This is a genomic window from Gelidibacter gilvus, from assembly GCF_004115975.1.
GTDB lineage: Bacteria > Bacteroidota > Bacteroidia > Flavobacteriales > Flavobacteriaceae > Gelidibacter > Gelidibacter gilvus.
Genome location: NZ_SDDZ01000001.1, coordinates 632878 through 654513 on the forward strand (window position 1 = coordinate 632878; position 21636 = coordinate 654513).

General features: G+C 31.4%; 19 protein-coding genes. 15 read left to right on the forward strand and 4 right to left on the reverse strand.

The features are described from left to right. Positions 1-118 precede the first annotated feature (118 nt). The 4 genes from ESZ48_RS02735 to ESZ48_RS02750 all read left to right on the forward strand — a co-directional run bounded on the left by ESZ48_RS02735 (position 119) and on the right by ESZ48_RS02750 (position 4325). Positions 119-988, forward strand: a complete 870-nt coding sequence (locus ESZ48_RS02735) for an AAA family ATPase (protein ID WP_129015761.1) — start codon at positions 119-121, stop codon at positions 986-988. Next, positions 963-1985 (forward strand): DUF3871 family protein, encoded by a 1023-nt coding sequence (locus ESZ48_RS02740; RefSeq protein ID WP_129015762.1) that lies wholly within the window; start codon positions 963-965, stop codon positions 1983-1985. The genes ESZ48_RS02735 and ESZ48_RS02740 overlap by 26 nt, the downstream gene beginning before the upstream one ends. An 880-nt stretch (positions 1986-2865) precedes the next feature. Then, on the forward strand, positions 2866-3438 hold the full coding sequence (locus tag ESZ48_RS02745; RefSeq protein ID WP_129015763.1) for a hypothetical protein: 573 nt from the start codon (positions 2866-2868) through the stop codon (positions 3436-3438). Between the two features lie 170 nt (positions 3439-3608). Continuing rightward, entirely contained in the window at positions 3609-4325 is a 717-nt protein-coding gene (locus ESZ48_RS02750) for a hypothetical protein (protein WP_129015764.1), read from the forward strand. Between the two features lie 60 nt (positions 4326-4385). On the opposite strand, the gene ESZ48_RS02755 is transcribed toward ESZ48_RS02750, so the two are convergent. From ESZ48_RS02755 to ESZ48_RS02765, 3 genes are read right to left on the reverse strand one after another with little or no spacing between them, the layout of a single operon-like run. Further along, positions 4386-4817, reverse strand: a complete 432-nt coding sequence (locus ESZ48_RS02755; RefSeq protein WP_129015765.1) for a hypothetical protein — start codon at positions 4815-4817, stop codon at positions 4386-4388. 1 nt (position 4818) lies between these two features. Further along, a complete protein-coding gene (locus ESZ48_RS02760; RefSeq protein ID WP_129015766.1) occupies positions 4819-5559 on the reverse strand; it encodes a hypothetical protein in 741 nt (246 codons plus the stop codon). Between the two features lie 53 nt (positions 5560-5612). Next, complete coding sequence (locus ESZ48_RS02765; protein ID WP_129015767.1) at positions 5613-8645, reverse strand: Eco57I restriction-modification methylase domain-containing protein; 3033 nt, start codon at positions 8643-8645, stop codon at positions 5613-5615. 295 nt (positions 8646-8940) lie between these two features. Here ESZ48_RS02765 and ESZ48_RS02770 point away from each other — a divergent pair, with 295 nt between their 5' ends. Together ESZ48_RS02770 and ESZ48_RS02775 are read left to right on the forward strand one after the other, a co-directional pair. Continuing rightward, entirely contained in the window at positions 8941-9336 is a 396-nt protein-coding gene (locus tag ESZ48_RS02770) for a hypothetical protein (protein ID WP_129015768.1), read from the forward strand. A gap of 76 nt (positions 9337-9412) precedes the next feature. Then, entirely contained in the window at positions 9413-9847 is a 435-nt protein-coding gene (locus tag ESZ48_RS02775; protein WP_129015769.1) for a JAB domain-containing protein, read from the forward strand. 292 nt (positions 9848-10139) lie between these two features. Here ESZ48_RS02775 and ESZ48_RS02780 read toward each other — a convergent pair whose 3' ends face one another. After that, the gene (locus ESZ48_RS02780; RefSeq protein ID WP_129015770.1) at positions 10140-10370 is read right to left on the reverse strand and encodes a helix-turn-helix domain-containing protein; all 231 of its coding nucleotides are present in this window, start codon (positions 10368-10370) and stop codon (positions 10140-10142) included. Between the two features lie 80 nt (positions 10371-10450). On the opposite strand from ESZ48_RS02780, the gene ESZ48_RS02785 reads away from it, so the two are divergent. The 9 genes from ESZ48_RS02785 (at position 10451) to ESZ48_RS02825 (ending at position 21558) form a co-directional block, all read left to right on the forward strand. Continuing rightward, positions 10451-11296 (forward strand): hypothetical protein, encoded by an 846-nt coding sequence (locus tag ESZ48_RS02785; protein WP_129015771.1) that lies wholly within the window; start codon positions 10451-10453, stop codon positions 11294-11296. A 6-nt stretch (positions 11297-11302) separates the two neighbouring features. Next, complete coding sequence (locus ESZ48_RS02790) at positions 11303-11836, forward strand: hypothetical protein (RefSeq protein ID WP_129015772.1); 534 nt, start codon at positions 11303-11305, stop codon at positions 11834-11836. 492 nt (positions 11837-12328) lie between these two features. Then, positions 12329-12628 (forward strand): GIY-YIG nuclease family protein, encoded by a 300-nt coding sequence (locus tag ESZ48_RS02795; protein WP_129015773.1) that lies wholly within the window; start codon positions 12329-12331, stop codon positions 12626-12628. Positions 12629-13294: 666 nt separating this feature from the next. Continuing rightward, complete coding sequence (locus tag ESZ48_RS19750) at positions 13295-13444, forward strand: hypothetical protein (RefSeq protein ID WP_394345717.1); 150 nt, start codon at positions 13295-13297, stop codon at positions 13442-13444. A gap of 113 nt (positions 13445-13557) precedes the next feature. Then, positions 13558-14214 carry a DNA methyltransferase gene (locus tag ESZ48_RS02805; RefSeq protein WP_129015774.1) on the forward strand — a complete coding sequence of 219 codons (657 nt, stop codon included), beginning with the start codon at positions 13558-13560 and terminating at the stop codon, positions 14212-14214. Beyond that, the gene (locus ESZ48_RS02810; protein WP_129015775.1) at positions 14207-15727 is read left to right on the forward strand and encodes an Eco57I restriction-modification methylase domain-containing protein; all 1521 of its coding nucleotides are present in this window, start codon (positions 14207-14209) and stop codon (positions 15725-15727) included. Before ESZ48_RS02805 ends, ESZ48_RS02810 begins: the two co-directional genes overlap by 8 nt. Before the next feature lie 4 nt (positions 15728-15731). Further along, entirely contained in the window at positions 15732-18239 is a 2508-nt protein-coding gene (locus ESZ48_RS02815) for a GIY-YIG nuclease family protein (RefSeq protein ID WP_129015776.1), read from the forward strand. A gap of 18 nt (positions 18240-18257) precedes the next feature. Next, positions 18258-20759 (forward strand): DUF4268 domain-containing protein, encoded by a 2502-nt coding sequence (locus ESZ48_RS02820; protein WP_129015777.1) that lies wholly within the window; start codon positions 18258-18260, stop codon positions 20757-20759. Between the two features lie 574 nt (positions 20760-21333). Then, on the forward strand, positions 21334-21558 hold the full coding sequence (locus ESZ48_RS02825; protein WP_129015778.1) for a hypothetical protein: 225 nt from the start codon (positions 21334-21336) through the stop codon (positions 21556-21558). Positions 21559-21636: the final 78 nt, after the last annotated feature.

Here is a 21636-nt window from a genome sequence, read left to right on the forward strand (position 1 = left end):
AGATTAAGGCTAATAGCTATTTCTTGAAAATCATAAAAAAAAGAAAGCATTTTACTACTTCAGTAAGATGCTTTTTCAGTTTAAACTAATTACATATTAACCTTAAAATTTATAAATAATGAAATTAAGACAATCAGAACGTAAAAGAGCTAAGATAAAATTAGCTCTACAAGGAAGTGCTGGAAGTGGTAAAACATATTCCAGTTTAATGTTGGCACAAGGACTTACAAATAAAGACTTAACCAAGGTAGCTATAATAGATACTGAAAATGGTTCAGCAGATTTGTATGCCCACTTAGGTCAGTATAATGTGCTCACCTTAGAGCCACCATTTACACCAGAAAAGTACATTCAAGCAATTGATGTGTGTTTAAGAGCCAACATGGAGGTGATTATATTAGACTCTATATCTCAAGTATGGGATGAATTATTGGATTTTCACTCCAAATTGCCAGGTAATAGTTTTACCAATTGGAACAAAGTAACTCCAAGGCAAAAAGCTTTCATGGACAAGATACTTCAAGCTCCTGCTCATATTATTGCAACCATGAGAACCAAACAGGATTACGTGCTTCAACAAAAAGATGGAAAGTATATACCTGAAAAAGTTGGGCTTAAGGCAATTCAAAGAGATGGTGTAGATTATGAGTTTACTATAGTGTTTGATATAGATATCAAACATTTTGCTGTAGCAAGTAAGGACAGGACAAATCTGTTTTCTGGTAAACCTGAATTTACAATTAACACCTCAACAGGAAGAAAAATCTTGGATTGGTGCAATAGTGGTTCTAATCTGGAAGAAGCCAGAGAAAGGATTAAAGAGTGCAAAGAATTGGAGTCCTTAAGACAGCTTTATGCCCATTATGGTAATTGGCGTGAAGAACTTGAATATGATTTCAAGATTCAAAAAGATACCATTGTATCAAAACAATCATTGTTAAACCCTAAAACATTTAGTACAAATGGAACTACAAGTCATAATGCCTAGGCAAGAATTACAATTAAATCAAGTATCTCTAGGGGAAAGAAAGGATAGAGTTTTAAATATACCTCAGAAGCCTCTATTCAAGCTTAAACCATTTATTGAAGCTAATACTATTGATATAGAGATACAGCATCTAAAACAGGATTGTGTCATTCCAGTTTTCTCAAAAGATAATGAGAGGACAATAGCACATCAGGAGTTTATAGAGATAGCTCAAGAATGTGCACAAGAGGTATTTCCTAATCACATTTTTGATGCTCCAGAAATTAGAGTAAGTCATCAGATTAAGGGTAGAACACCTTCTGCCATCAATAAGTCTGTGAAGGAGCTTTTGGACCATGAGAAGACCATCTATTATGAAAGGATGGCATTTATAATGCGTATTCCAAGTATAACAGAAACTATTAATGGTAATGAGATTGCTCTGACCATTGGAGGGGTAAGGGCTTATAATCAAGAGAACTTATACTCAAAAAAGTCTTTTGAAAAGTTCAAGTTCTTTATAGGTTTTCAAAACTTGGTATGTTGTAATATGTGTGTTTCAAGTGATGGGTATGTGGAGGACTTGCGTGCTGATAGTTATAGTGGGATGAGGGCAAAACTATTAGAGGTTTTATATGCTTATCAAGCTGAAAACCATTTCAATAGTTTAAAGCAGTTATCATATGAAAATCTAACAGAACATCAGTTTGCCCAGCTCATTGGAAAATCAAGGCTTTATAATTACTTACCTAAGAAGGATAAACTTGAAATTCCAGAATTGCTACTTAATGATGGGCAGATTACAACTGTTGCCAAGGACTATTACCATGATGAAAGCTTTTGTAGAAATGAAAATGGAGATATTAATCTATGGAGTGTTTTTAACCTGTTTACACAAGCCAATAAGAGTTCTTATATAGATACCTTCTTGGATAGAAATGTCAACGCATTTGAGTTCTCAAGTGGGTTGGCTAAGACTCTCAATGGTGGTGGAGACTATCATTGGTTTTTGAGTTGAGTAGTGCCCAGCCTCTATTTAGTTAGGGGTTGGGTTTTTTTTATTATCAATAATAGAAATTAAGGTAATCCATACAACTCCTCCTACTAAATAGTACCGGTTGCTCGTTAACCATGAAATTATAATGTCTCTAAAAAGGTAGTCAATAATGATGCATAATATCAGGGATACTGCTAATAGGATTAGAGGTTTTTTGTGGTTAAGTTAATGGCTTTAAGTGCTTTTTCAAAAAATACAATTAGGATTCCATAAATTATAAAAGTGCCAACAATAATTCTTATTAGGCTTAAGAAAACAGATTCAATTTCATCACTATAGAGAGATATGAAATAATAGAGAGCATAAATTATTGAACCATAAACTATAATTGCTAAAATTGATACTGCCCCATCTTTCTCACTCTCATCTAATCCAATAGTTAGCCATTTTTTTGTTAATAGAAAAAGATAATAAGATACAAGCGACGCAACAAATAGGAAGAATAGAAAAGATAGGATGCTAATATTGAACCAACTTTTTCAAAATAATCACTGAAAAGGTTAAACCCAATTAAAAATTCTAAATTTAATCAAATAAACCTACTGCAATTGAAATTCCATCCAATATTTACTATAAATTTGGATGTCAAGGTAGTTTACCTCAAAGATGGTTTCATCATTAAGATAAACTAATTGATTAAATTATAAAAAATTTGAAATTAGATTATATTGCTAACTCAATTAAGGCGTTAAAAATGTGGATATACTGACTAATTTGGGTCTTATCCGTATATTTAGCTTGTTATCAATAAGTTAGCGACAAGACGAAAATAAAAAAGATATGATTAAAAGAATAAACTTGAGAAAACATACGAATTGTATCAACAATTAAAATTTTAATTATGAGTAGATATTTATTTGAATCACCACATTTAATTTTAATTTTATTTCTTTTTACCTTATCATGTAATAATAATGATAATGGTTTTGAAGATATTGATAATGAAAGTAGTAGTGAAGATATTGTTAATGATGAAGACAATAATAAATTAGACGACATAGAAGGTTTATGGAAAGAATATTCTACGAAGGAAGAACTTTATTCAACGCAAAGCTATAATTTAACATTTTCTCAAACAATTTATACTTCACAAACAGGTAATTATACCTTGTTTCAAATTAATAGCGATAGTACTTTTTCAAAAAAATATGTAAAAAGAAATGAAACTCACCCTTTGATTAGGACAGGGTCTTTTAAAATAGAAAAAACACATGGCAATAATTATATACGCTTACATTATCCAGATTCAGTAAATTTAGATTTTTATAAATATGAAGCATCTTCTTACGCATATAAGTTTCTTGATAAGTCAAAAAGCAGATTAGAATTAAGTACTAATATGACAAGATCTGAACACTCTGATAAGAGGTATATTACAAAAATATACGCCCGCCAAAAACAAATTCCAGATTAAAACATCGTTACTATGGAAGTTTAAAACATAATATAGAAGGCAGTTTCCAATGTACGAGTGTATAAAAAGTAGCTCATACACAGAGGTTTGTAATTATTAAAAAACTTAATATACTATTTTTTTATACGCATTGTTGTGAGCAATTTTACCAATCAACTTCAAGAAAATATATGAAGAGAAAAGTTTTTATTATTGTTGGACATCCACATAATAACGAGCAAAGAGATAGTTTTGAGAAATTTTCTAATTATTATCGGATTTTCTTCAATGATATATCTGGTGGAGCATATGAAAATGAAGAAATCGTTATTTTTAATCAGCCAACAGTAGAAATTTTAAAATCTGAAATTAACAGTTCAAACGAAGATTTCGGAATTATTATTTTGATTGGTCACGGAGCAACAAAGGAGAATAATCAGTTATTTCAAATAAATAAAATCGAAATTATTAAAGCTGGTCAACTTGATTTTAATTTTAAAAAACAAATTATAATTCTTGAGAGTTGTCGAGATGAAATTACAGATATTCAAACTGTTGATTTATCTGATAAAACCCCTAAATTTCGTGATGGAGGAACTTACACAAATCCAATAAGTCGAGAAAAATCTAAAGATTTATATTTCGAACAACTTAATAAATGCGAAGACGGATTGGTAATTTGTCTTGCTTGCAGTCGTAATGAAAGTGCTTCAAACTTTTATTATTCGAGTACCTTACTACAAATTGGAAAAAACTGGCATTTAAATCGAGCAAATCACTCTCAAATATTAAAAATAAATGAATTAATGTTTTTAACAACAATCCAAGTATCAAACAAAACTCAAAATATACAAAATCCAGAAATGTTAGGAATTAAGGAATTTCCATTCGTAGTTAGTAAGTTCTAATGACAATATTGTTTGTCCAATTTTTTCTTTCATAAATTATCGTTTTTAATGTGGGGGAATCTAATTTGCATTTAAAATAAAGTAGCTGACAACTAAACTAAGATTGATTATTATATAAAATGGTGTTATAGAAGATTTGAATAAAACTTTCCAATAATTATAATTGCCACCTGTATATAATTTTGGATTCATTTCAAATAGTTTTTTCGTTTTAATATCCTTTTCAGGAGTCAAATTACATATGTCATTATAAATACCTCTAAATTTCCTTTCTAACTGAAGATAATAGGCATCAAAGAACCAGAAGGTGGTTACTATTGGGATAGGGATTACAATCAATATAATTTTAGGATTGGTTGCATAAATAGCCAGAAAAGCAGCCAAAATTGTAATCATCATTCCTTTCAATTGAAATGAAATTGTATTCATTCTGATTATAGTAGTTTGAACAAACTCTCTATGTTGCATAGAATAAGAGTTAAGGTCTGTCATTTTAAGTAACTTTTTTAATTATGTATAATATATCCAATGGATGTGAATTTCTATTTTCCTCTTTTATATTTAGCTCTAGCCATGTTTTTAAATCTTCACTAGATAAATCTTTCAAGTGAGATGTATCACTTTCATAATTAATTTCAAAATTCTCATTTAAATTATAAGCTTTAGTTAAAGAATGAGAAAGATGTATTGTTTTTCTTCTTGAAAAATCCTTATTCTGTCTTAGAATTTTTGATAGAAATATTTCACTGTAAATCCAGGGCGATTCAGTTTCATGGATAGCTTTTTTAATAGAAATGGAATTGATTGTTTCGAAAAACATTAGACATTCTGTCTTGTCCATCATTTCCGAAATGGCATTTATGAGCATCATGTGAGCATGACTTGTAGTAACATTTCTTTTTTCATAAGAATACGTTTTATTTATTTTATCATAACAATATTCATTGTCAATATCTCTCAAAAGGTCATTGACATTTCCCCAAATGATTGAATCAATAAAGACTTTTAAACCAAATTTATTTTTTACCCATCCAGCAAAATGTTTGGCTTTTTCCAAATCTTTATGAGAATGAGACAGGAATATATCACATTCAATTTGAGGAAACCATTCGTTTTGAGTAGCGCTCCCATCAATTATTTCACCCTTTTTGAATTTGAGTGATAGGCTTTCTTTGATTTTAGTTTTGTAAGAACTAGTCATTTGCTTACCAGCTGTCTTGTCAATGGATGACATATAAATGTTATCAAAGGAATTTTGATTTATTTTGAATCGGCTGTACATATTAATTAAATGTTTTCTACTATTTCTATTTCATCATCAGTTAACCCATAAAGCTCATAAACCATTTGGTCTATTTCTTTATCAGTTAAGGTAATTTGGTTTTGAAGCTGTTGTGCTTTTTCCTGTTCAGCTAAAAAATAATCTTCCCACTGTGCTTCTTCACTTAATGATAGTGTTACTTTCTTTTTTTTAAGCTCCTTAATGAATTCGGAGTAAGTTAGTTCATGCCAATTTTCTAGCTTTTTAGATAGCTTGTCTAATTCTTCAAACTTTCTTTGAAGTGTTCTAATGAGTTTTTGAGAAGTCTCCTGTAAGTCTTTATTCAAAGAAAGCATTCTTTCTGCTTTTTCAATAAAAGGTTGTTGAGCTGAAAAGTTGATTTTTTTAATAGGAAACTTTCTTAAATCATTGAGAATAATTTTAGGGAATAGTTTCCTAACAGATTTAGCTGTGTTCTTCATAAAATAATATGATAATAAACTACTATTTAGAAGACTTAATATGTATTTTAATGAAATGTCAGAATTTTCTTTTTCAACTATCCCAATATTACTTCTGTTATATAGATATAATTTATCTGAATAAGTAGATACTATACACTTAGGGTATTTACCAGTTATCTCCCTAACTATAATTTTTTCACCTTCAAATAAATTAAATGTTCTTGGAGCAGCTAAATTTTCACCATATCTAAGGTATGTTCCAGACCAATTCGTATAATACCTTCCTACATCTTTGCCTTCCAGATATTCATGTGTATTTTCATCAAACTTAAAGGAATAATCATATGGTCTATTTTTAACATCTTCAGCTGTTTGTTTAGGCTCTCCTTTGTTTTTCTCATAGGCTTGAAGCCCTGCCTTTATCTCAACTAAATCATCTAATGGAATAGTTTCAGAAATCACTTTTGAGTTGATAAATTCAGTTTCATCATCTAAGAATACTTTAAACTCAAATCCATCATTGTACTTAAAGTCTACCTGATTTTTTATATGAGACAAATAGAATTCAGTGCCATTATTTAGATATATTTCCAATGAGTTTTTAGATTTAACAATTTCTTTATTAGCAAGTAATATTACAGTTTCCACACTAGCGCTTTCAAAAGAATAACCTTCTAAATTAATTATTTGATATAAATTACATGTATCTAATAAATACTTTCTAAGCCCTTCACCTGAGTAAACCATCATCCAGGCATTTGGAATAATTAAACCATATACACCATTCTTTTTTAATATTTGTACTGTTTTCTCAATGAAGAGTAAATATGTGTTGATTTGATATTTTGCTGATAGGTATTTTTTGACATACAGGTCTTTTTCCTCTTGACTAAAGTTGTCTCTTGCAAATACATAAGGAGGATTACCAATTACAACATCAAATCCCCCTTTTTCAAATATATGGGGGAATTCTTCTTGCCAATTAAAAGCACTATCTCCTGCTACACTAACATCATCAATTAAGGAGTTGCCACATTTTATATTATCACTTAAATCATTTAGCTTTCTATTGGGTTGAGCTGTTCTTAACCATAGAGATAATTTTGCTATCTGTACAGATTCTTCATTTAGGTCAACCCCAAAAAGGTTGTTTTCTAAAATGCTATTTTCAACATCACTTAATACAAAGGCATCTTTGTTATACTTGGCAGAGAGTTCATCAATGTATCTGTGTTCATTGATTAGAAAGTCGAGTGCTTGGTTTAGGAATGCTCCAGAACCACATGCAGGGTCACATATAGTTAGTTGTAATAGCCAATCTTTATAAAGGCTGAGATTATCCAATCTTTTCCTACTTCTTTGCTTTGCTGGTTGGTAGGCTTCATCTGTAATGTCAAGTTCTACTTTCTTTTCCTCACAAAGTTTTCCAATTGTGTTTTCAACTATGTATTTGGTGATGTATTTGGGAGTATAAAACACACCATCTTTCTTTCTTTTTGTGTCTGCCTTATTAATAGTCTTTCCTTCTAATTGGGCTGTGATTTCATCCAATTCATTTAAGGAATTCTCAAAAATATGACCAAGGATATTTACATCTACTTCACTTTCAAAATCATACTCTGAAAGCTGATAGGAATGTTTGTATAGAAGGTCATCATCTATTTGAATGGTATCCAAGACCTCATCTGGTTTAAAGAGCCCGCCATTATATGGAAAAACATTATATTGCTTTCCTTTAAACCCAGTGTTCAGATACCCAAAGTATTTTTTAAACCTGTCATACAATGGTGTATAAGCATCAAGTTCTTTTAACTGTTTCCATTGTTTAAGAATTACTCTAACAGAATTGGGAGGTAACAGATTTCTATCTTCTGCAAAGAATAAAAACAAAAATCTATCTAAAAGTTTTTGAGATTTTTTGAAAAGCTCCAGTGGCTCAAACTGTGGGTTTAAGACACATAGATTTTGGAATAATTCTCTTTTAAATAGGGAGTAGTCTTTATAGAGTTGTTTAGTGATTAATTCTTCCTGACTTAATGATTCTTCTTTGAGTTTCTTAGGAATGTTATTCTTTATATTCTCATAACCTAAACACAAATAGAGCAATTTGAATTCTTGCTCAGAAATTGTAAACAAGTTGAACTCTATATGTTCAATGGCATTATCTATATAGAACCTTAACTTTTCAAAGTTAGAAGTTATAACGTATACACATCCTGCTTGGTTATTTTTATACCCAAAAGCTTGGTCCTCTACTTTGCCTAAATCTGTTGTGTTAGTACCTTTTAGTTCAATTACCCCAATAACCTTGTCTTTAACAAGTATGCCACCATCAGCCTTCTTGCTGTCTTTTACATTTTTGAGCTCTGTGGTAAGGTTAAAATTAGGTTGTGGATTCAAAGTATAACCCAATATCTTCACAAAGAGCTCTCTTAAAAAACCTTCTTGAAACTGCTCTTCTTTACTATTTCGAATATTTTCCTGTATCTCTAGGTTATGGAAATAAGCTTTAAATAATTCCCATTTTGACTCTATTTCTACTTTATCCTGAGATTGGAGATACTTTGTTACAACTGTATTTTGGAATAATGGCATTAATGAGTGTTTAGTTTGGACTCTAAATATACAAATGCCAAATGATTAAAGCTAAACATAATAAACTATAGAAAATTTCTATTAAAAAATTTCTGACATGGCAATATCACCCCCACGCACTCCTCCTCAAGATATACCCCCACTTATTCTTGGCGGGAAAATCTCCCCCGAGCCTATTTTAAAGAAATTTATTTTTTTGCGCACAGATTAGATTCAAGTTGATAGCTGTAATCTTTTCCTGCGTAGAGATTGATTTCTTAAGTGGGTTCTTATCTCAACTCAAAAATTATATTTTATGGTACGTATTATTAACTACAAAGAAAGAAAAGTAGAAGATGGTAGAATCTTCTTTGTTCTTGAACTACAAGGTGGTGTTGAAATGGTAAAAAGCCAACAGACCAACCAGTTTTATGCAACAGCTAAGAAAGCATTCATTACTTCAACATTTGATGAAGAAACCTGTATGGCTTTAGTTGGAACTTCAATGCCTGGAAAGATTGAAAAAGAAGAATGTGAGCCCTTTGAATACACAGTTAAAGAGACTGGGGAGGTGATAGTCCTTAATCACAGATATGTGTATATGCCAGAAGCTCAATCTTCTTCTGCTGAGGACAGAGCTATTCAAAACCTCTTTGCAGGAGAGCGTAGCTTTTCTCAAAATGGAGTTTATAAAGGAGAGCTTGTTGATTAATTAAAAACACGTCCTGAATTGTTTTGTTACTTATATAGTATGACTGCAAAACGGGACGTGTTTAAATTGGAGTATTATGAAAGTATCAGAAATTAGAGTTTCGTATTCCAATGAGAATCCTGTCAAAGTGAAAATACAGGACAGTAATAGTGTCTATGAATTAGTAAAATATCATTGGGATTACAATTTAATTGAACTTCAGGAGGAAGTGAAAGTTGTCCTACTTAACAGAGCCAATGTGGTCATTGGGATTTACGAACTTTCAAGAGGTGGACTTACAGCCAGTGTAGTGGATATAAAACTTATTTTAAGTGTGGCATTAAAAGCCCTTGCTTCAAGTATAGTGTTAATCCATAATCACCCCAGTGGGAACTTAAAAGCAAGTGAAGCTGATAAGAGTATTACCACAAAGTTAAAGCAGGCTTGTGATATAGTAGATATAAGTTTACTTGACCATTTAATTATTTCAAAAGATGGTTATTTAAGCTTTAAGGATGAGGGATTGCTATGACCTTACATTTTGGTGTTGTTACTATAGAGTACCCATGCCATTTTGTAAGGTTAACCCTTACCTCATTCTTAATATGGTAGTAATTTTTAAAATGCATCTACATGTGAGTGAGACCTTATTTCACATTTCAAGGGCTCTAGGGATTTAGAAATTATAATGGAGATATAATATTATAGCCAAATTGTGATGTTTTGGGTGCTTAAATTAAGGTTATGTCATTAGTTACATTTGATATATTCTTAAACCTAGAGATATAGCAGGTTTACAACTCTAACTCATTAATAGCTAAATGTTACTCTTCTGAAATATCTAAAAGTTCAGAAAGTGAGATTTCAAGAGCTTCAGCTATTCTGTGTAAATTGTATAATGTAGGGTTGGTTCTGCCAGATTCAAGTCTTGATACATTGGTAGTATCAAAAACACCCTCAATCTTACCAGCTAAGTCAACTTGTGTAAAGCCTCTTTCTTCACGTAATTTTTGAATTCGTGCTCCAACAATTTTTTGTAAATCTGACTTTTCCAATCTTGGCATATTTGACAAGTCAAGGAAAGGTTTATATTTACTTTGTTTAATGCCATATATGGCAACATTGAATTATTTATATGTCAAGGAAATTTAATCCAGCCAATATTACAGAGGCACAAAAAGAAGATATTATATCTGCTACAAACAATTATGCAGATAGTATTAAAAGAGATTTAGATAAAGAACCTTCTTTTAAGGACATGATTAAAGACTCTATTCAAGGGAATGGAAAAGAGAAAGTATATGATGTATTCAACTCTTTAAAATACATGTGGGAATTATCAGGTAGAGATATATCTAAAGCTGATGAAGTTTATAATGAGTATTTTATTCTGAGAGAGGACTATTCTAAAGTGATTTATGTTGATGAAATAAACCATCCTAAAGTAAGTCATCAGAATGCAATGGAAATGTTTAAAAAAGCCAACAATAATATCGGGAATAAGCAGATTGAAGAGAAACCTGATGTTGAGGTTGAGCTTCAATCTATTGAGTATTTAGGAATCATTTTGATGTGTATTTTGGTTCTATATTTTATAATTGAATCTATATTTCGCATGTTCTCAGATGGCAGAGTGTTTTATTTCTGGGGATATTATAATGAAGTTTACAAATTGTCAGGAATGCTATTGGTATTTTCATTTTTTGGATTGAATCATTATTATTCTAAGTCCAAAGAATTAAAACAAGTAATTGATGATTTATGGCAAATAATCTTAAAGTTTAAAACACTTATATCAGGCTTACTTGAACTAAAAACTGTTCAGAATGCCCTTATAATATTAGTAGGAATTTTAGGATTAATGGTTGTAGCTTCTCTTATTATGGGAGGTATTTATGCTCTCATAGAGTATTGGTATCTTGTTGTGGGAGGAATAATTTTGTTTTTCATTTATGCCAAATATAAATCAATTAAAAAATGAGTATTAATGATAAGTGAGTTAGGAAATGAAATATTAGATAGCAAGAGTAGACCAAGTTATAGTATTCAAGATGTGAATTCGTGGCTAAAGAAATATGAAACTGACTTTTATAAGGCTATTTCTGAGTCTGAATGTGGTAAGTGGAGCAAATGGGTAAAAGACAATTCAACTCCTGTGTTCCCATGTGCCTGTCCTATTAGGGAGCCAGACTGTATTTTTATTGAGCTATATCATCAACTTTTAGAGATTTCAGAATTAAATAGGAGAGAGGAGTTTTATGCAGAACAGTTGATTAGGTTCTCTAGTCATAAACTAAAGAATGAATCTGTAATAGAATGGGTGAGAGACAATAGGTCTTATTTTAAAGAAATCAGATATAAATTGGAGTTTGATTCTGTTGGTATAGTAGTAGATGTGAGAGTAAGTAATCATGATGACCCATATAAAGTTATATTAATTAAGATAGATAAAAATGATTTTATGCATGCCATAGAATTCAAGAGGATTTTTGAGGAAATGGAATATTTGGACTTTATATAAAGTTTATCCTTCCCATTATAATGCATAGAGATATATCAGATGCGTTACTATGTTTAACAATTTGAACCACCTTAAAAATGAGGTTTTTAAATTTCAATACTTACAGAAGTATTTGTTAGGATGAATAAGAGTTTTAATTTAACCAGGTCAAACATAGGTCAAACATTTAGGTATAATAGATGCAATTAAATAAAATCAAATGAAAATGAATTAAGTGTATTGCGCTGAAAATCAGCTTATATGTTAATATAAGTTAGAATATGCAAAACCAATAGAACCGACTGTTAATCAGAGGGTCCTTGGTTCGAGCCCAAGAAGAGGAGCAAACAAAGCCGTTACGTAAGTAGCGGCTTTTTTGTTTTTGGTAATTTCAGTCTTTTAGTGGCTCTTGATCGAGTTCTGAAAGCTTTTGGGATTGGTTCGGGTTTAGGAACAAGGTGGTGGATGAAAGAAGTACTATGAAATAATGTTTTCTTGTTTTATATTCACTATATGAATCACTGTTGTTACATATTATATTCTAAAAAACTCAATCGTTATTATATTGGTTACAGTTCTGATTTAGACATTCGTCTTGTTTTTCATGAAAAATCAGAACCCAGGAAGTTTACTTACAATGCCAGTGATTGGAAACTTTATTATAAAATAGATTGTAAAAGTAAAAGTCAAGGCGAGTCAATTGAAGGTCATATTAAAAGAATGAAAAGTAGAATTTATATTGAGAACTTGATAAAGTATCCAGAGATTACTACTAAGTTGTTGGAGAAATATAAAGATATTAATATAATATAGCCATTTTTGATGACCGTTAAACGAGTCCCGAAAGCTTTCGGGATTGGTTCGAGCCCAAGAAGAGGAGCAAACAAAGCCGTTACGTAAGTAGCGGCTTTTTTGTTTTTAATAGTTTCGATGGGTTACAGCAGTACTCAAGGTATTTAATCCAATGGCAATTTGTTAACTTATCTGTTGAGAGCGGCTGAAAAGGGATCCAATTAATGGTCCACTTTTGTTTTAAAGGGACTCATCTAACCTTATGGCATTCCAAAAAAAGAATCTGTCGAATCTTTTGGTAACGACGCAACTTTTATTAATGGATTCCGTCCTTAAGTCGTTCTCCGACCTTTTGTATTGCACCCTGCTATGTCCTTTATTTACCTTTGCAGGAAATGATCCAAGGGGTTTATTAGGGAATGAGTAGGGGTCGTTATGGGTGTAATACGAAACGAATACGTTGTAAGCACGCTTTAAGCACGCTATAAGTATGCTATAAGCACGTTATAAGTATGCTGTATGATTCGTCCTAAAATATCTATACAGTTTACTAATTAAATCCTATTATAGTTATACAAAAGTAGTTGATAGTCCTAAAATAACTATACTGTTGTTTTTTCATGTTCTTCAGGGTTTTGGTTATGAATTGCTTTCAGAATTGTATTTTAGTGGACTAATCTCAGCAAGATGGTTATAATTCTGACTCTATTTCCTATTGCGGAATATGAATCAGTTGCAGAAGCTTCAAGGCAAACAGGGATATCTAAATCCTGTATTAGCAAAGTATGCAGAGGTGAACGAAAACAGTCAGGTGGTTATATTTGGAAGTACATTTAGAACTAAAGGAGGTAGCAGATATGTTGCCTCTTTTTTTTAGTAGAATGGAGACTTTTCCATTAAAAGATTTCTATTTTTAACTGCTGTTTAATTTTATTCAACATTATAGAGAAATGATGCCGTCAACAAATAATATACAAGTCAAATCAAAAAAAAGGGTTTCAGACCATGGTGAGGTATTTACTTCTGAAAGAGAGGTTAATGATATGCTTGACTTGGTTAAACAAGAAACACAACGTATCGACTCACGTTTTCTTGAGCCTGCTTGTGGTTCAGGAAATTTTCTAGTTGAAGTTCTTAACAGAAAACTTCGAGTAGTGGAAAGTATTTTTAGAAGGAGCCAATTAGAATATGAGCGTAATTCAGTTTTAGCAATCTCAAGTATTTATGGTGTTGATATTCTAAATGATAATGTAAAAGAGTGTAGAGAACGTCTTTTCGAAATATTTGACTCCAAATACTCCAAGTTATATAGAAAAAAATGTACTGAACAGTGTCGCCAATCAATCAAATTTATATTAAGTAAAAATATAATGCTAGGTGATGCGCTATATTACACAAACCCTGAAACAAACGAACCAATTGTTTTTTCTGAATGGACTTTTATTACTGGAAGTTTATTGAAAAGACGAGATTTCAGATACCGCTTTCTAGTTGATAAATCAAATTCAAGTGACCATGTGAATGACCTTGGAGATTTTTCGGTTATAGATGAGCCTATACAAGAGTTTCCAGTTACCCATTTTCTAAAAATTGCAGAATATGCTTAAGATAAATTATAATCCTGATGTGCTTTCTTGTCTTGCTAATTTAAGCAACGATGAAGTTTTTACACCTCCAAAGTTAGTGAACGAAATTTTAGATTCAATACCTAGAGAATTATTTGAAAATAAAGAAATAACCTTTTTAGACCCTGTTTCAAAAACGGGTGTTTTTTTAAGAGAGATTGCGAAAAGACTAATGATAGGTTTAGAAAAAACTATTCCTGATAAACAAGAACGGATTAATCACATCTTTAAAAACCAGTTATATGGTATTGCTGTTACAGAACTAACCTCTTTGTTGTCTCGTAGAAGTATGTATTGTTCTAAATATGCTAATGGAAAATATTCTATTTGTGAAACTTTTGATAATGAAGAAGGAAACTTAAAATTTGATTACACTCAGCATACATGGGAAAATGGAAAATGTACCTACTGTAATGCTAGTGAAGAGGTATATTCAAGAAAAGACGATTTAGAAACCTATGCTTATCAGTTTATACATACTGATAAGCCTGAAAATATTTTCAATATGAAATTTGACGTTATAATTGGTAATCCACCATATCAATTGAGTGATGGCGGACATGGTAGAAGCGCGAGTCCTATTTATCACAAATTTATAGAACAAGCTAAAAAGCTTAACCCACGTTATCTAACAATGATTATTCCTGCGCGCTGGTATGCTGGTGGTAAAGGTTTAGATGATTTTAGAAATGGAATGTTAAATGATGATAGAATTAGAAAATTAGTTGATTTTGAAAACTCATCTGATGTGTTTCCTGGAGTTGATATAGCAGGAGGTATTTGTTATTTTTTATGGGAAAGAGATAATAAAGGTTTATGTGAAATAACGAATCTTTATGATGGCGTAAAAGTTACTTCAGAAAGAGCTTTGAATGAATTTGATGTTTTTATTAGACACAGTCAAGCTGTTCCTGTAATAAGAAAAGTACTTAAAATAGAAAATGCGAAACACAATTTAAACAAAGTTGTTTCTCCAAGAAAACCTTTTTCATTACCAACTAATTATAAGCCTACTAAAAAAGGAATAAAGTGTCATTTCACTCAAAAGTTAGGTTTACAATATGCCAATCCAGCTGATGTTACAGATAGATTTAAAATTAGGCAAAAATGGAAACTCTTAATACCAAGAGCACCAATAGCAGGACAAACAGATTTTTCTAAACCAGTTGGTTTTTATTATGATGGCAATACACGAATTGCAAAACCTGATGAAATTTGTACAGAGTCTTGGTTAGTGGCTTGTGCATTTTCAACTAAAGAAGAGGTTGTATCATTTAAATCTTATTTATTCACTAAAATAGTTCGTTTTCTTTTGCTTCAAACTGTTGTTTCTCAGGATATTCCAAGAGATAAATTTGTTTTTATACCACATTTAGAAAAATATGATATGGAGTTTACTGATGAAATTTTGCGAGAAAGATGGGATATAACTGATGAAGAATGGGCATTTATTGATTCTAAAATAAAAGCTACAGAATTAATAAATAATAAATGATAATATGAGTAAAGAGTTTTTCCCACAACGCCCGAAATCGAAACCGGTTATTTATGCCTATGAGTTACCTAATGATATTACTCGGGAAGGTCAATTAAAAATAGGAGACACGAATAGGTCAGCGAAAGAACGTATTAAAGAACAAATTGGTGCTACCCGTTCGCAGTTTAATATTGTTTATGAGGAATCTGCTGTTTATAAAAATGGTAATTCTTTTCGTGATCATGAAATACACAGATACTTGCGCAAAAAAGGGATAAAAAACCCAGATGGTGAATGGTTCAAATGCTCGTTAAAAGATGTTAAAGCTGCAATAATTTCTGTTAAAAGAGGTGAATTAAATGAAGAAAACAGATCGCTTGATTTTAAAATGCGCCCTGAGCAAGAAGAAGCTGTAAATAAAACAATTCAATATTTCAAAAATTATAAGAAGGAAAATCACAATAGTACTCCTCATTTTTTATGGAATGCCAAAATGCGTTTTGGTAAGACCTTTTCTACTTATCAACTGGCAAAAAAACAAAATTGGTCAAAGGTTTTAGTTTTGACATTTAAGCCAGCTGTCCAAAGTTCTTGGAAAGAAGATCTAATGTCTCATGTAGATTTTGAAGGTTGGCAATTTATATCAAAAGACGGTTTAACCTATGAAGAGGCGGATAAAAACAGACCGTTTGTTTGTTTTGGTTCTTTTCAAGATTATTTAGGCAAAAACACAACTACAGGTGGTATAAAAACGCGCAATGAATGGGTACATGCTACGCATTGGGATTGTGTGGTTTTTGATGAGTATCACTATGGTGCTTGGAATGACAACGCTAAAGGACTGTTTAATGAATTATATGAAGATGGAAAAGATGAAGATTTGAAATATGTAGATAAGATTGAAAATTTTGACGAAGATATTATTCCAATTACAACAGAATCATTTTTATATTTATCTGGTACACCTTTTAAAGCATTAAGTTCAGGTGAATTTATTGAAGAAGAAATTTTCAATTGGACATATTCTGATGAGCAAAAGGCAAAGGAGGAGTGGAAGGGTGAAAATAACCCTTATGCCACTTTACCAAGAATGGTAATGCTAACCTATCAACTACCCGATTCAATTAGAGAAATAGCTTTAGGAGGTGAGTATAATGAATTTGATTTAAATACCTTTTTTACCGCAGTTGGTGAAAAGGAGAATGCTAAATTCAATTTAGAAAGTGATGTTCAAAAATGGTTAGATTTAATTAGAGGAGGCTTTAGGGAAACCACTTTAGATAATTTAAAGCAAGGAACTCAAAAACCACCAATGCCATTTTCTGACATAAGGTTACTAAATGTTTTGACACATACTTTTTGGTTTTTACCATCAGTCGCATCATGTCATGCAATGAAAAATTTAATGTCTCAAAAGCAAAATAACTTTTATCATGATTTCGAAATAATTGTTGCAGCAGGAGCAAGTGCTGGTATAGGTGTTAATGCCTTAACACCAGTTTTAGAAGCAATGGATAACCCTTTAGAATCCAAAACAATAACTCTGTCCTGCGGTAAATTAACAACAGGAGTTTCTGTAAAGCCGTGGTCAGGAATTTTTATGTTACGTAATTCATCAAGTCCAGAAACTTACTTTCAAGCGGCATTTAGAGTGCAAACACCATGGACAATTAAAAATCCTGATAGCATGTCTCCTAATGAAGAGGAGATTATGAAAGAGGAATGCTACGTCTTTGATTTTGCTCCAAACAGGGCGTTAAGTCAAATAGCTGATTATGCATGTCGTCTAAATATAAATGAATCGAATCCAGAAAAAAATGTTGCTGAATTTATTCATTTCTTACCTGTTTTAGCTTATGATGGTAGTTCTATGAGACAAGTTGATGCAGCAGGTGTCTTAGATATTGCAATGAGTGGTACAACAGCTACATTGTTGGCAAGACGATGGGAAAGTGCATTATTAGTAAATGTAGACAATAATACGTTAGCTCGCTTAATGGCAAATCAAGATGCTCTTGATGCGTTGCTAAATATTGAGGGATTTAGAAATTTAAATCAAGATATTGAGACAATAATTAATAAATCTGAATCAGTAAAAAAAGCAAAAAAAGAAGCCAATGATAAAGAATTAACTAAAAAAGAAAAACAAGCATTATCAGAAGAAGAAAAAGAGTATAAAAGTTTAAGAAAACAAATTCAAGAAAAACTTATAAAGTTTGCGACTCGTATTCCCATATTTATGTATTTAACTGACTATAGGGAGCGTAGTCTGAAAGACGTAATTACTCAATTAGAACCTGGACTATTTAAAAAAGTAACAGGCTTGGATGTTAAAGATTTTGAATTGCTTGTGAGTATTGGAGTGTTTAATAGCTCTTTGATGAATGATGCTGTTTTTAAATTCAAAAGATATGAAGATGCAAGTCTCGAATACATAGGTATTAATAAACATGAAGGAGAGGATGTTGGAGGTTATGATACTGTTATAACTAGAGAGGATTATAATCAAGTTTTTGTCAATAAGCAGTAGGATCTAAATATCTCTATAATGAAAGCAAACGAACTACCCATTACCAATTTCTTACAAGCGCCAAATGTGCAGTTTGTAATACCTGTATATCAGCGAAATTATGATTGGACTAATAATGAATGTAAAGAATTAATAAATGATATTATTGCTGTTGAAAAACACGATAGAGGCACGCATTTTATTGGAAGTATTGTATTCATTCATGAAGGAACATATAGCACCAGTGAAGTTAAAGAATTAGTGATTATTGATGGTCAACAGCGCCTTACCACTATCAATATTATATATGTAGCGCTCTACCGTTTTGCGAGAGAAAACAGTATGCAAAATGAAGCTGACATGTTGTTCAACATGTTCTTAACTAATCAATATGTACAGCACGAATCCAACAAGCTTAAGTTAAAGCAAACTGATACCAACTCATTAGCTTTTAAAGCTATAATGAATGGTACAGAAAATGAATTTAACCATTACTCGAATGTTATTGAGAACTTCAATTACTTTAAGAGTATAATCACAAAGGATGATTTTCATGTTATTTTAAATGGATTAAAGCGCTTAATATTTGTTGAGATTTCCTTAGAACGAGGCAAGGACGACCCACAGAGAATCTTTGAAAGTTTAAATTCCACTGGCTTAGATTTATCACAATCGGATTTAATTAGAAATTTTATTTTAATGGATTTAGATCCTAAGAGCCAAAACAAGATTTTTGAACAAATCTGGAATCCTATTGAAGAAAATGCGAGGGATCTTGTAAGACAGAAGTCTGTGGTATCAGATTACATTAGAGATTACTTGACCTTACGTAATAAAAAGATTCCTAATAAAAACAAAGTGTATTTGGAATTCAAAAAGCTTTATAGTGATAAAGACGAATCCTATATGCAAGAGTTAGAGAATATTAAATCTTTATCTGTGCATTATAAGAAGTTTATTAATCCATCTTCCGTACACGACCATAACATTCGTAGAGAGTTAGAATATATTTCACGTCTTGAGATTAATGTGGCATTTCCTTTTCTGCTACAGGTATTTGAAGATGCGGAAAATGGCTTGATCACCAATAGTGACTTAATCAAAATATTAAAACTGATCCAAACTTATACTTGGAGGAGGTTTGTTGTAGGCTTGCCAACTAACGCTCTGAATAAAATTTTTATGACCTTGTATTCAGAAGTGGATACTGAAGACTATTACAATTCTATAGCCTTGGCTTTGGTTACAAAACGTGGTAGTGCTAAATTTCCAACGGATGAGGACTTAAAGAGTGCTCTAAAAGATAAAGACTTGTATAATATTCAGTCTAAAAATAGGAATTACATGTTTGAGATGTTGGAGAATTTCAATAATAGAGAACATGTGGATACTTCAAATGAACATATAACTATAGAGCATATTTTCCCTCAAACGCCTCATGAGGATTGGAATAAGGACTTACTGCCAGATGACTTTTTCATGTTTAAGGAAAAGTATCTCAATACCATTGCTAATCTTACACTTTCTGGAAACAATGGAGCGCTTGGCAACAGGAGTTTTATAGATAAGAAAACTATGAACAGGCAAGGAGAGGAACAAGGTTATGATTTTAGCCGCCTGTGGTTAAATGATTACTTAAAAACGATAGATAATTGGACTATAGAAAACTATAATGAGCGTTTTAATTTGATTTATAATCGTTTTCTAAACATTTGTAAATATCCTGATGTCATTGCGCCAGTCTCAGAAAACACAGAAGAGACTTTGTTTAGTGCGGAAGCTCCTACCTATAAAAAATTAGAGTATTTTATTTTTGAAAATACTAAGGTGGACGAAGAAATTATAGCTCGAATGTATTTCTATGTGATTGAGAAATTATATGATAAAAATCCTCAACTATTACTAGAGGCTAAGGAGATTTTAAAAATCACAAGAAATGAATCTGACTTTAGGGATGCACAAAGATTGCAGAGTGGTTATTTTGTAGAATCAAATATCGGTAGTGATGCAAAATTTAATATACTTAAAAAACTTCTAACATTATTCGAGCTAGAAGATGAGTTAATTATTAAATATGGAGATAGCCATAATATTGGTGGATCTGCACCTCGTTTTAGTGTGCGTAAAGAATTTTGGAAACAACTGCTTCCATTACTACATGATACTGAGATATTTAGCAATGTAAATCCCTCAAAGGATTCATGGTTAAGTGCTGGGGCTGGTGTCTCTGGAGTAAATTATACATTCGCTGTAACAGGTAATTATGCTAGGATTGAATTAAGTATTATCACCTCAAGTAAAGAAACCAACAAAAAATACTTCAGAACTTTGTATAATCAAAAGGATTCAATTGAGACTGCTTTTGGAAATCAGCTAGAGTGGGAAGAATTGCCCGATAATAAAATGAGCCGTATCAAATATGAGCTTAAAGGTGTCAATTTATTTGATAGGGCTGATTGGGAGAGAATGATTGAGTTCTTAGTAACATACTTGCCTAAATTTGAATTGGCATTACAACCCACAATTCAAATATTAAGGTAGAAAGTTCATTATTTGCATGTTTAGATAATTAATTAACAGCTATTTTAACATACAAAAAATCAACACATAATATAATAAGGCATACAATTCGGATGGACTAGATAAAGGGATAAATACGTGTAAGTCAAGTAATAACCTTCCTTGGTTCGAGCCCAAGAAGAGGACCAAACAAAGCCGTTACGAAAGTAGCGGCTTTTTTGTTTTTGTAGGTTTCGATTGGATGACAACACTTTAAAAGGATTAATCCTAAATAATGTGTTTGTGCAAAAATTGTTGGTATCAAGTCAAAAATTTATGTGAATTTTAATGCTTGCAAACATTGTTGGTGGAAAACACCAACAATGGCATAAATGTCTAGTTTTCTGAGTTCGGATTAATCCTAAATATGGTGTTCACTCAAAAATTGTTGAGATCAAGAGAAAAGTTATGTGAACTTTAATGCTTAGTAATTATTGTTGGTGGAAAACACCAACAATGGCATAAATCAACTTAACGTTGTGATCCCGTTAACTATCTGGAAAAAACTAAAATTTCAAATCTGAACTTCAGTATATTGCATAGATAAATTACTACTATGAAATTAAACTTATTATCATGTGATTCCCAAAGGCCAGATAGAAGAGCGATAGCCCAATGTATTGTAGGAATTTCAATAGATGTTAGTGAATCTTTGGCAAATGAACTTACAGATATACTTTTAGAAGGCGATGCTGTAGAAATTGAGGTTAATGATAAAGATAGTGGTTCTGCCTTAAGATCTTTACGGAAATTAGATATTGACTACGAATTTATAGAATGAATAAATTCTTAGGATCTTAAATAACTTTAATGTTAACCAATCTATCGTATTTATAACTGCCTTTATGCGTTCCTGTCC

Excerpts from the sequence above, each read along its gene's own strand:
- ESZ48_RS02735 (WP_129015761.1), top strand. The coding sequence starts at position 119 with ATGAAATTAAGACAATCAGAACGTAAAAGAGCTAAGATAAAATTAGCT.
- ESZ48_RS02740 (WP_129015762.1), top strand. The coding sequence starts at position 963 with ATGGAACTACAAGTCATAATGCCTAGGCAAGAATTACAATTAAATCAA.
- ESZ48_RS02745 (WP_129015763.1), top strand. The coding sequence starts at position 2,866 with ATGAGTAGATATTTATTTGAATCACCACATTTAATTTTAATTTTATTT.
- ESZ48_RS02750 (WP_129015764.1), top strand. The coding sequence starts at position 3,609 with ATGAAGAGAAAAGTTTTTATTATTGTTGGACATCCACATAATAACGAG.
- ESZ48_RS02755 (WP_129015765.1), bottom strand. The coding sequence starts at position 4,817 with ATGACAGACCTTAACTCTTATTCTATGCAACATAGAGAGTTTGTTCAA.
- ESZ48_RS02760 (WP_129015766.1), bottom strand. The coding sequence starts at position 5,559 with ATGTCATCCATTGACAAGACAGCTGGTAAGCAAATGACTAGTTCTTAC.
- ESZ48_RS02765 (WP_129015767.1), bottom strand. The coding sequence starts at position 8,645 with ATGCCATTATTCCAAAATACAGTTGTAACAAAGTATCTCCAATCTCAG.
- ESZ48_RS02770 (WP_129015768.1), top strand. The coding sequence starts at position 8,941 with ATGGTACGTATTATTAACTACAAAGAAAGAAAAGTAGAAGATGGTAGA.
- ESZ48_RS02775 (WP_129015769.1), top strand. The coding sequence starts at position 9,413 with ATGAAAGTATCAGAAATTAGAGTTTCGTATTCCAATGAGAATCCTGTC.
- ESZ48_RS02785 (WP_129015771.1), top strand. The coding sequence starts at position 10,451 with ATGTCAAGGAAATTTAATCCAGCCAATATTACAGAGGCACAAAAAGAA.
- ESZ48_RS02790 (WP_129015772.1), top strand. The coding sequence starts at position 11,303 with ATGATAAGTGAGTTAGGAAATGAAATATTAGATAGCAAGAGTAGACCA.
- ESZ48_RS02795 (WP_129015773.1), top strand. The coding sequence starts at position 12,329 with ATGAATCACTGTTGTTACATATTATATTCTAAAAAACTCAATCGTTAT.
- ESZ48_RS19750 (WP_394345717.1), top strand. The coding sequence starts at position 13,295 with ATGGTTATAATTCTGACTCTATTTCCTATTGCGGAATATGAATCAGTT.
- ESZ48_RS02805 (WP_129015774.1), top strand. The coding sequence starts at position 13,558 with ATGATGCCGTCAACAAATAATATACAAGTCAAATCAAAAAAAAGGGTT.
- ESZ48_RS02810 (WP_129015775.1), top strand. The coding sequence starts at position 14,207 with ATGCTTAAGATAAATTATAATCCTGATGTGCTTTCTTGTCTTGCTAAT.
- ESZ48_RS02815 (WP_129015776.1), top strand. The coding sequence starts at position 15,732 with ATGAGTAAAGAGTTTTTCCCACAACGCCCGAAATCGAAACCGGTTATT.
- ESZ48_RS02820 (WP_129015777.1), top strand. The coding sequence starts at position 18,258 with ATGAAAGCAAACGAACTACCCATTACCAATTTCTTACAAGCGCCAAAT.
- ESZ48_RS02825 (WP_129015778.1), top strand. The coding sequence starts at position 21,334 with ATGAAATTAAACTTATTATCATGTGATTCCCAAAGGCCAGATAGAAGA.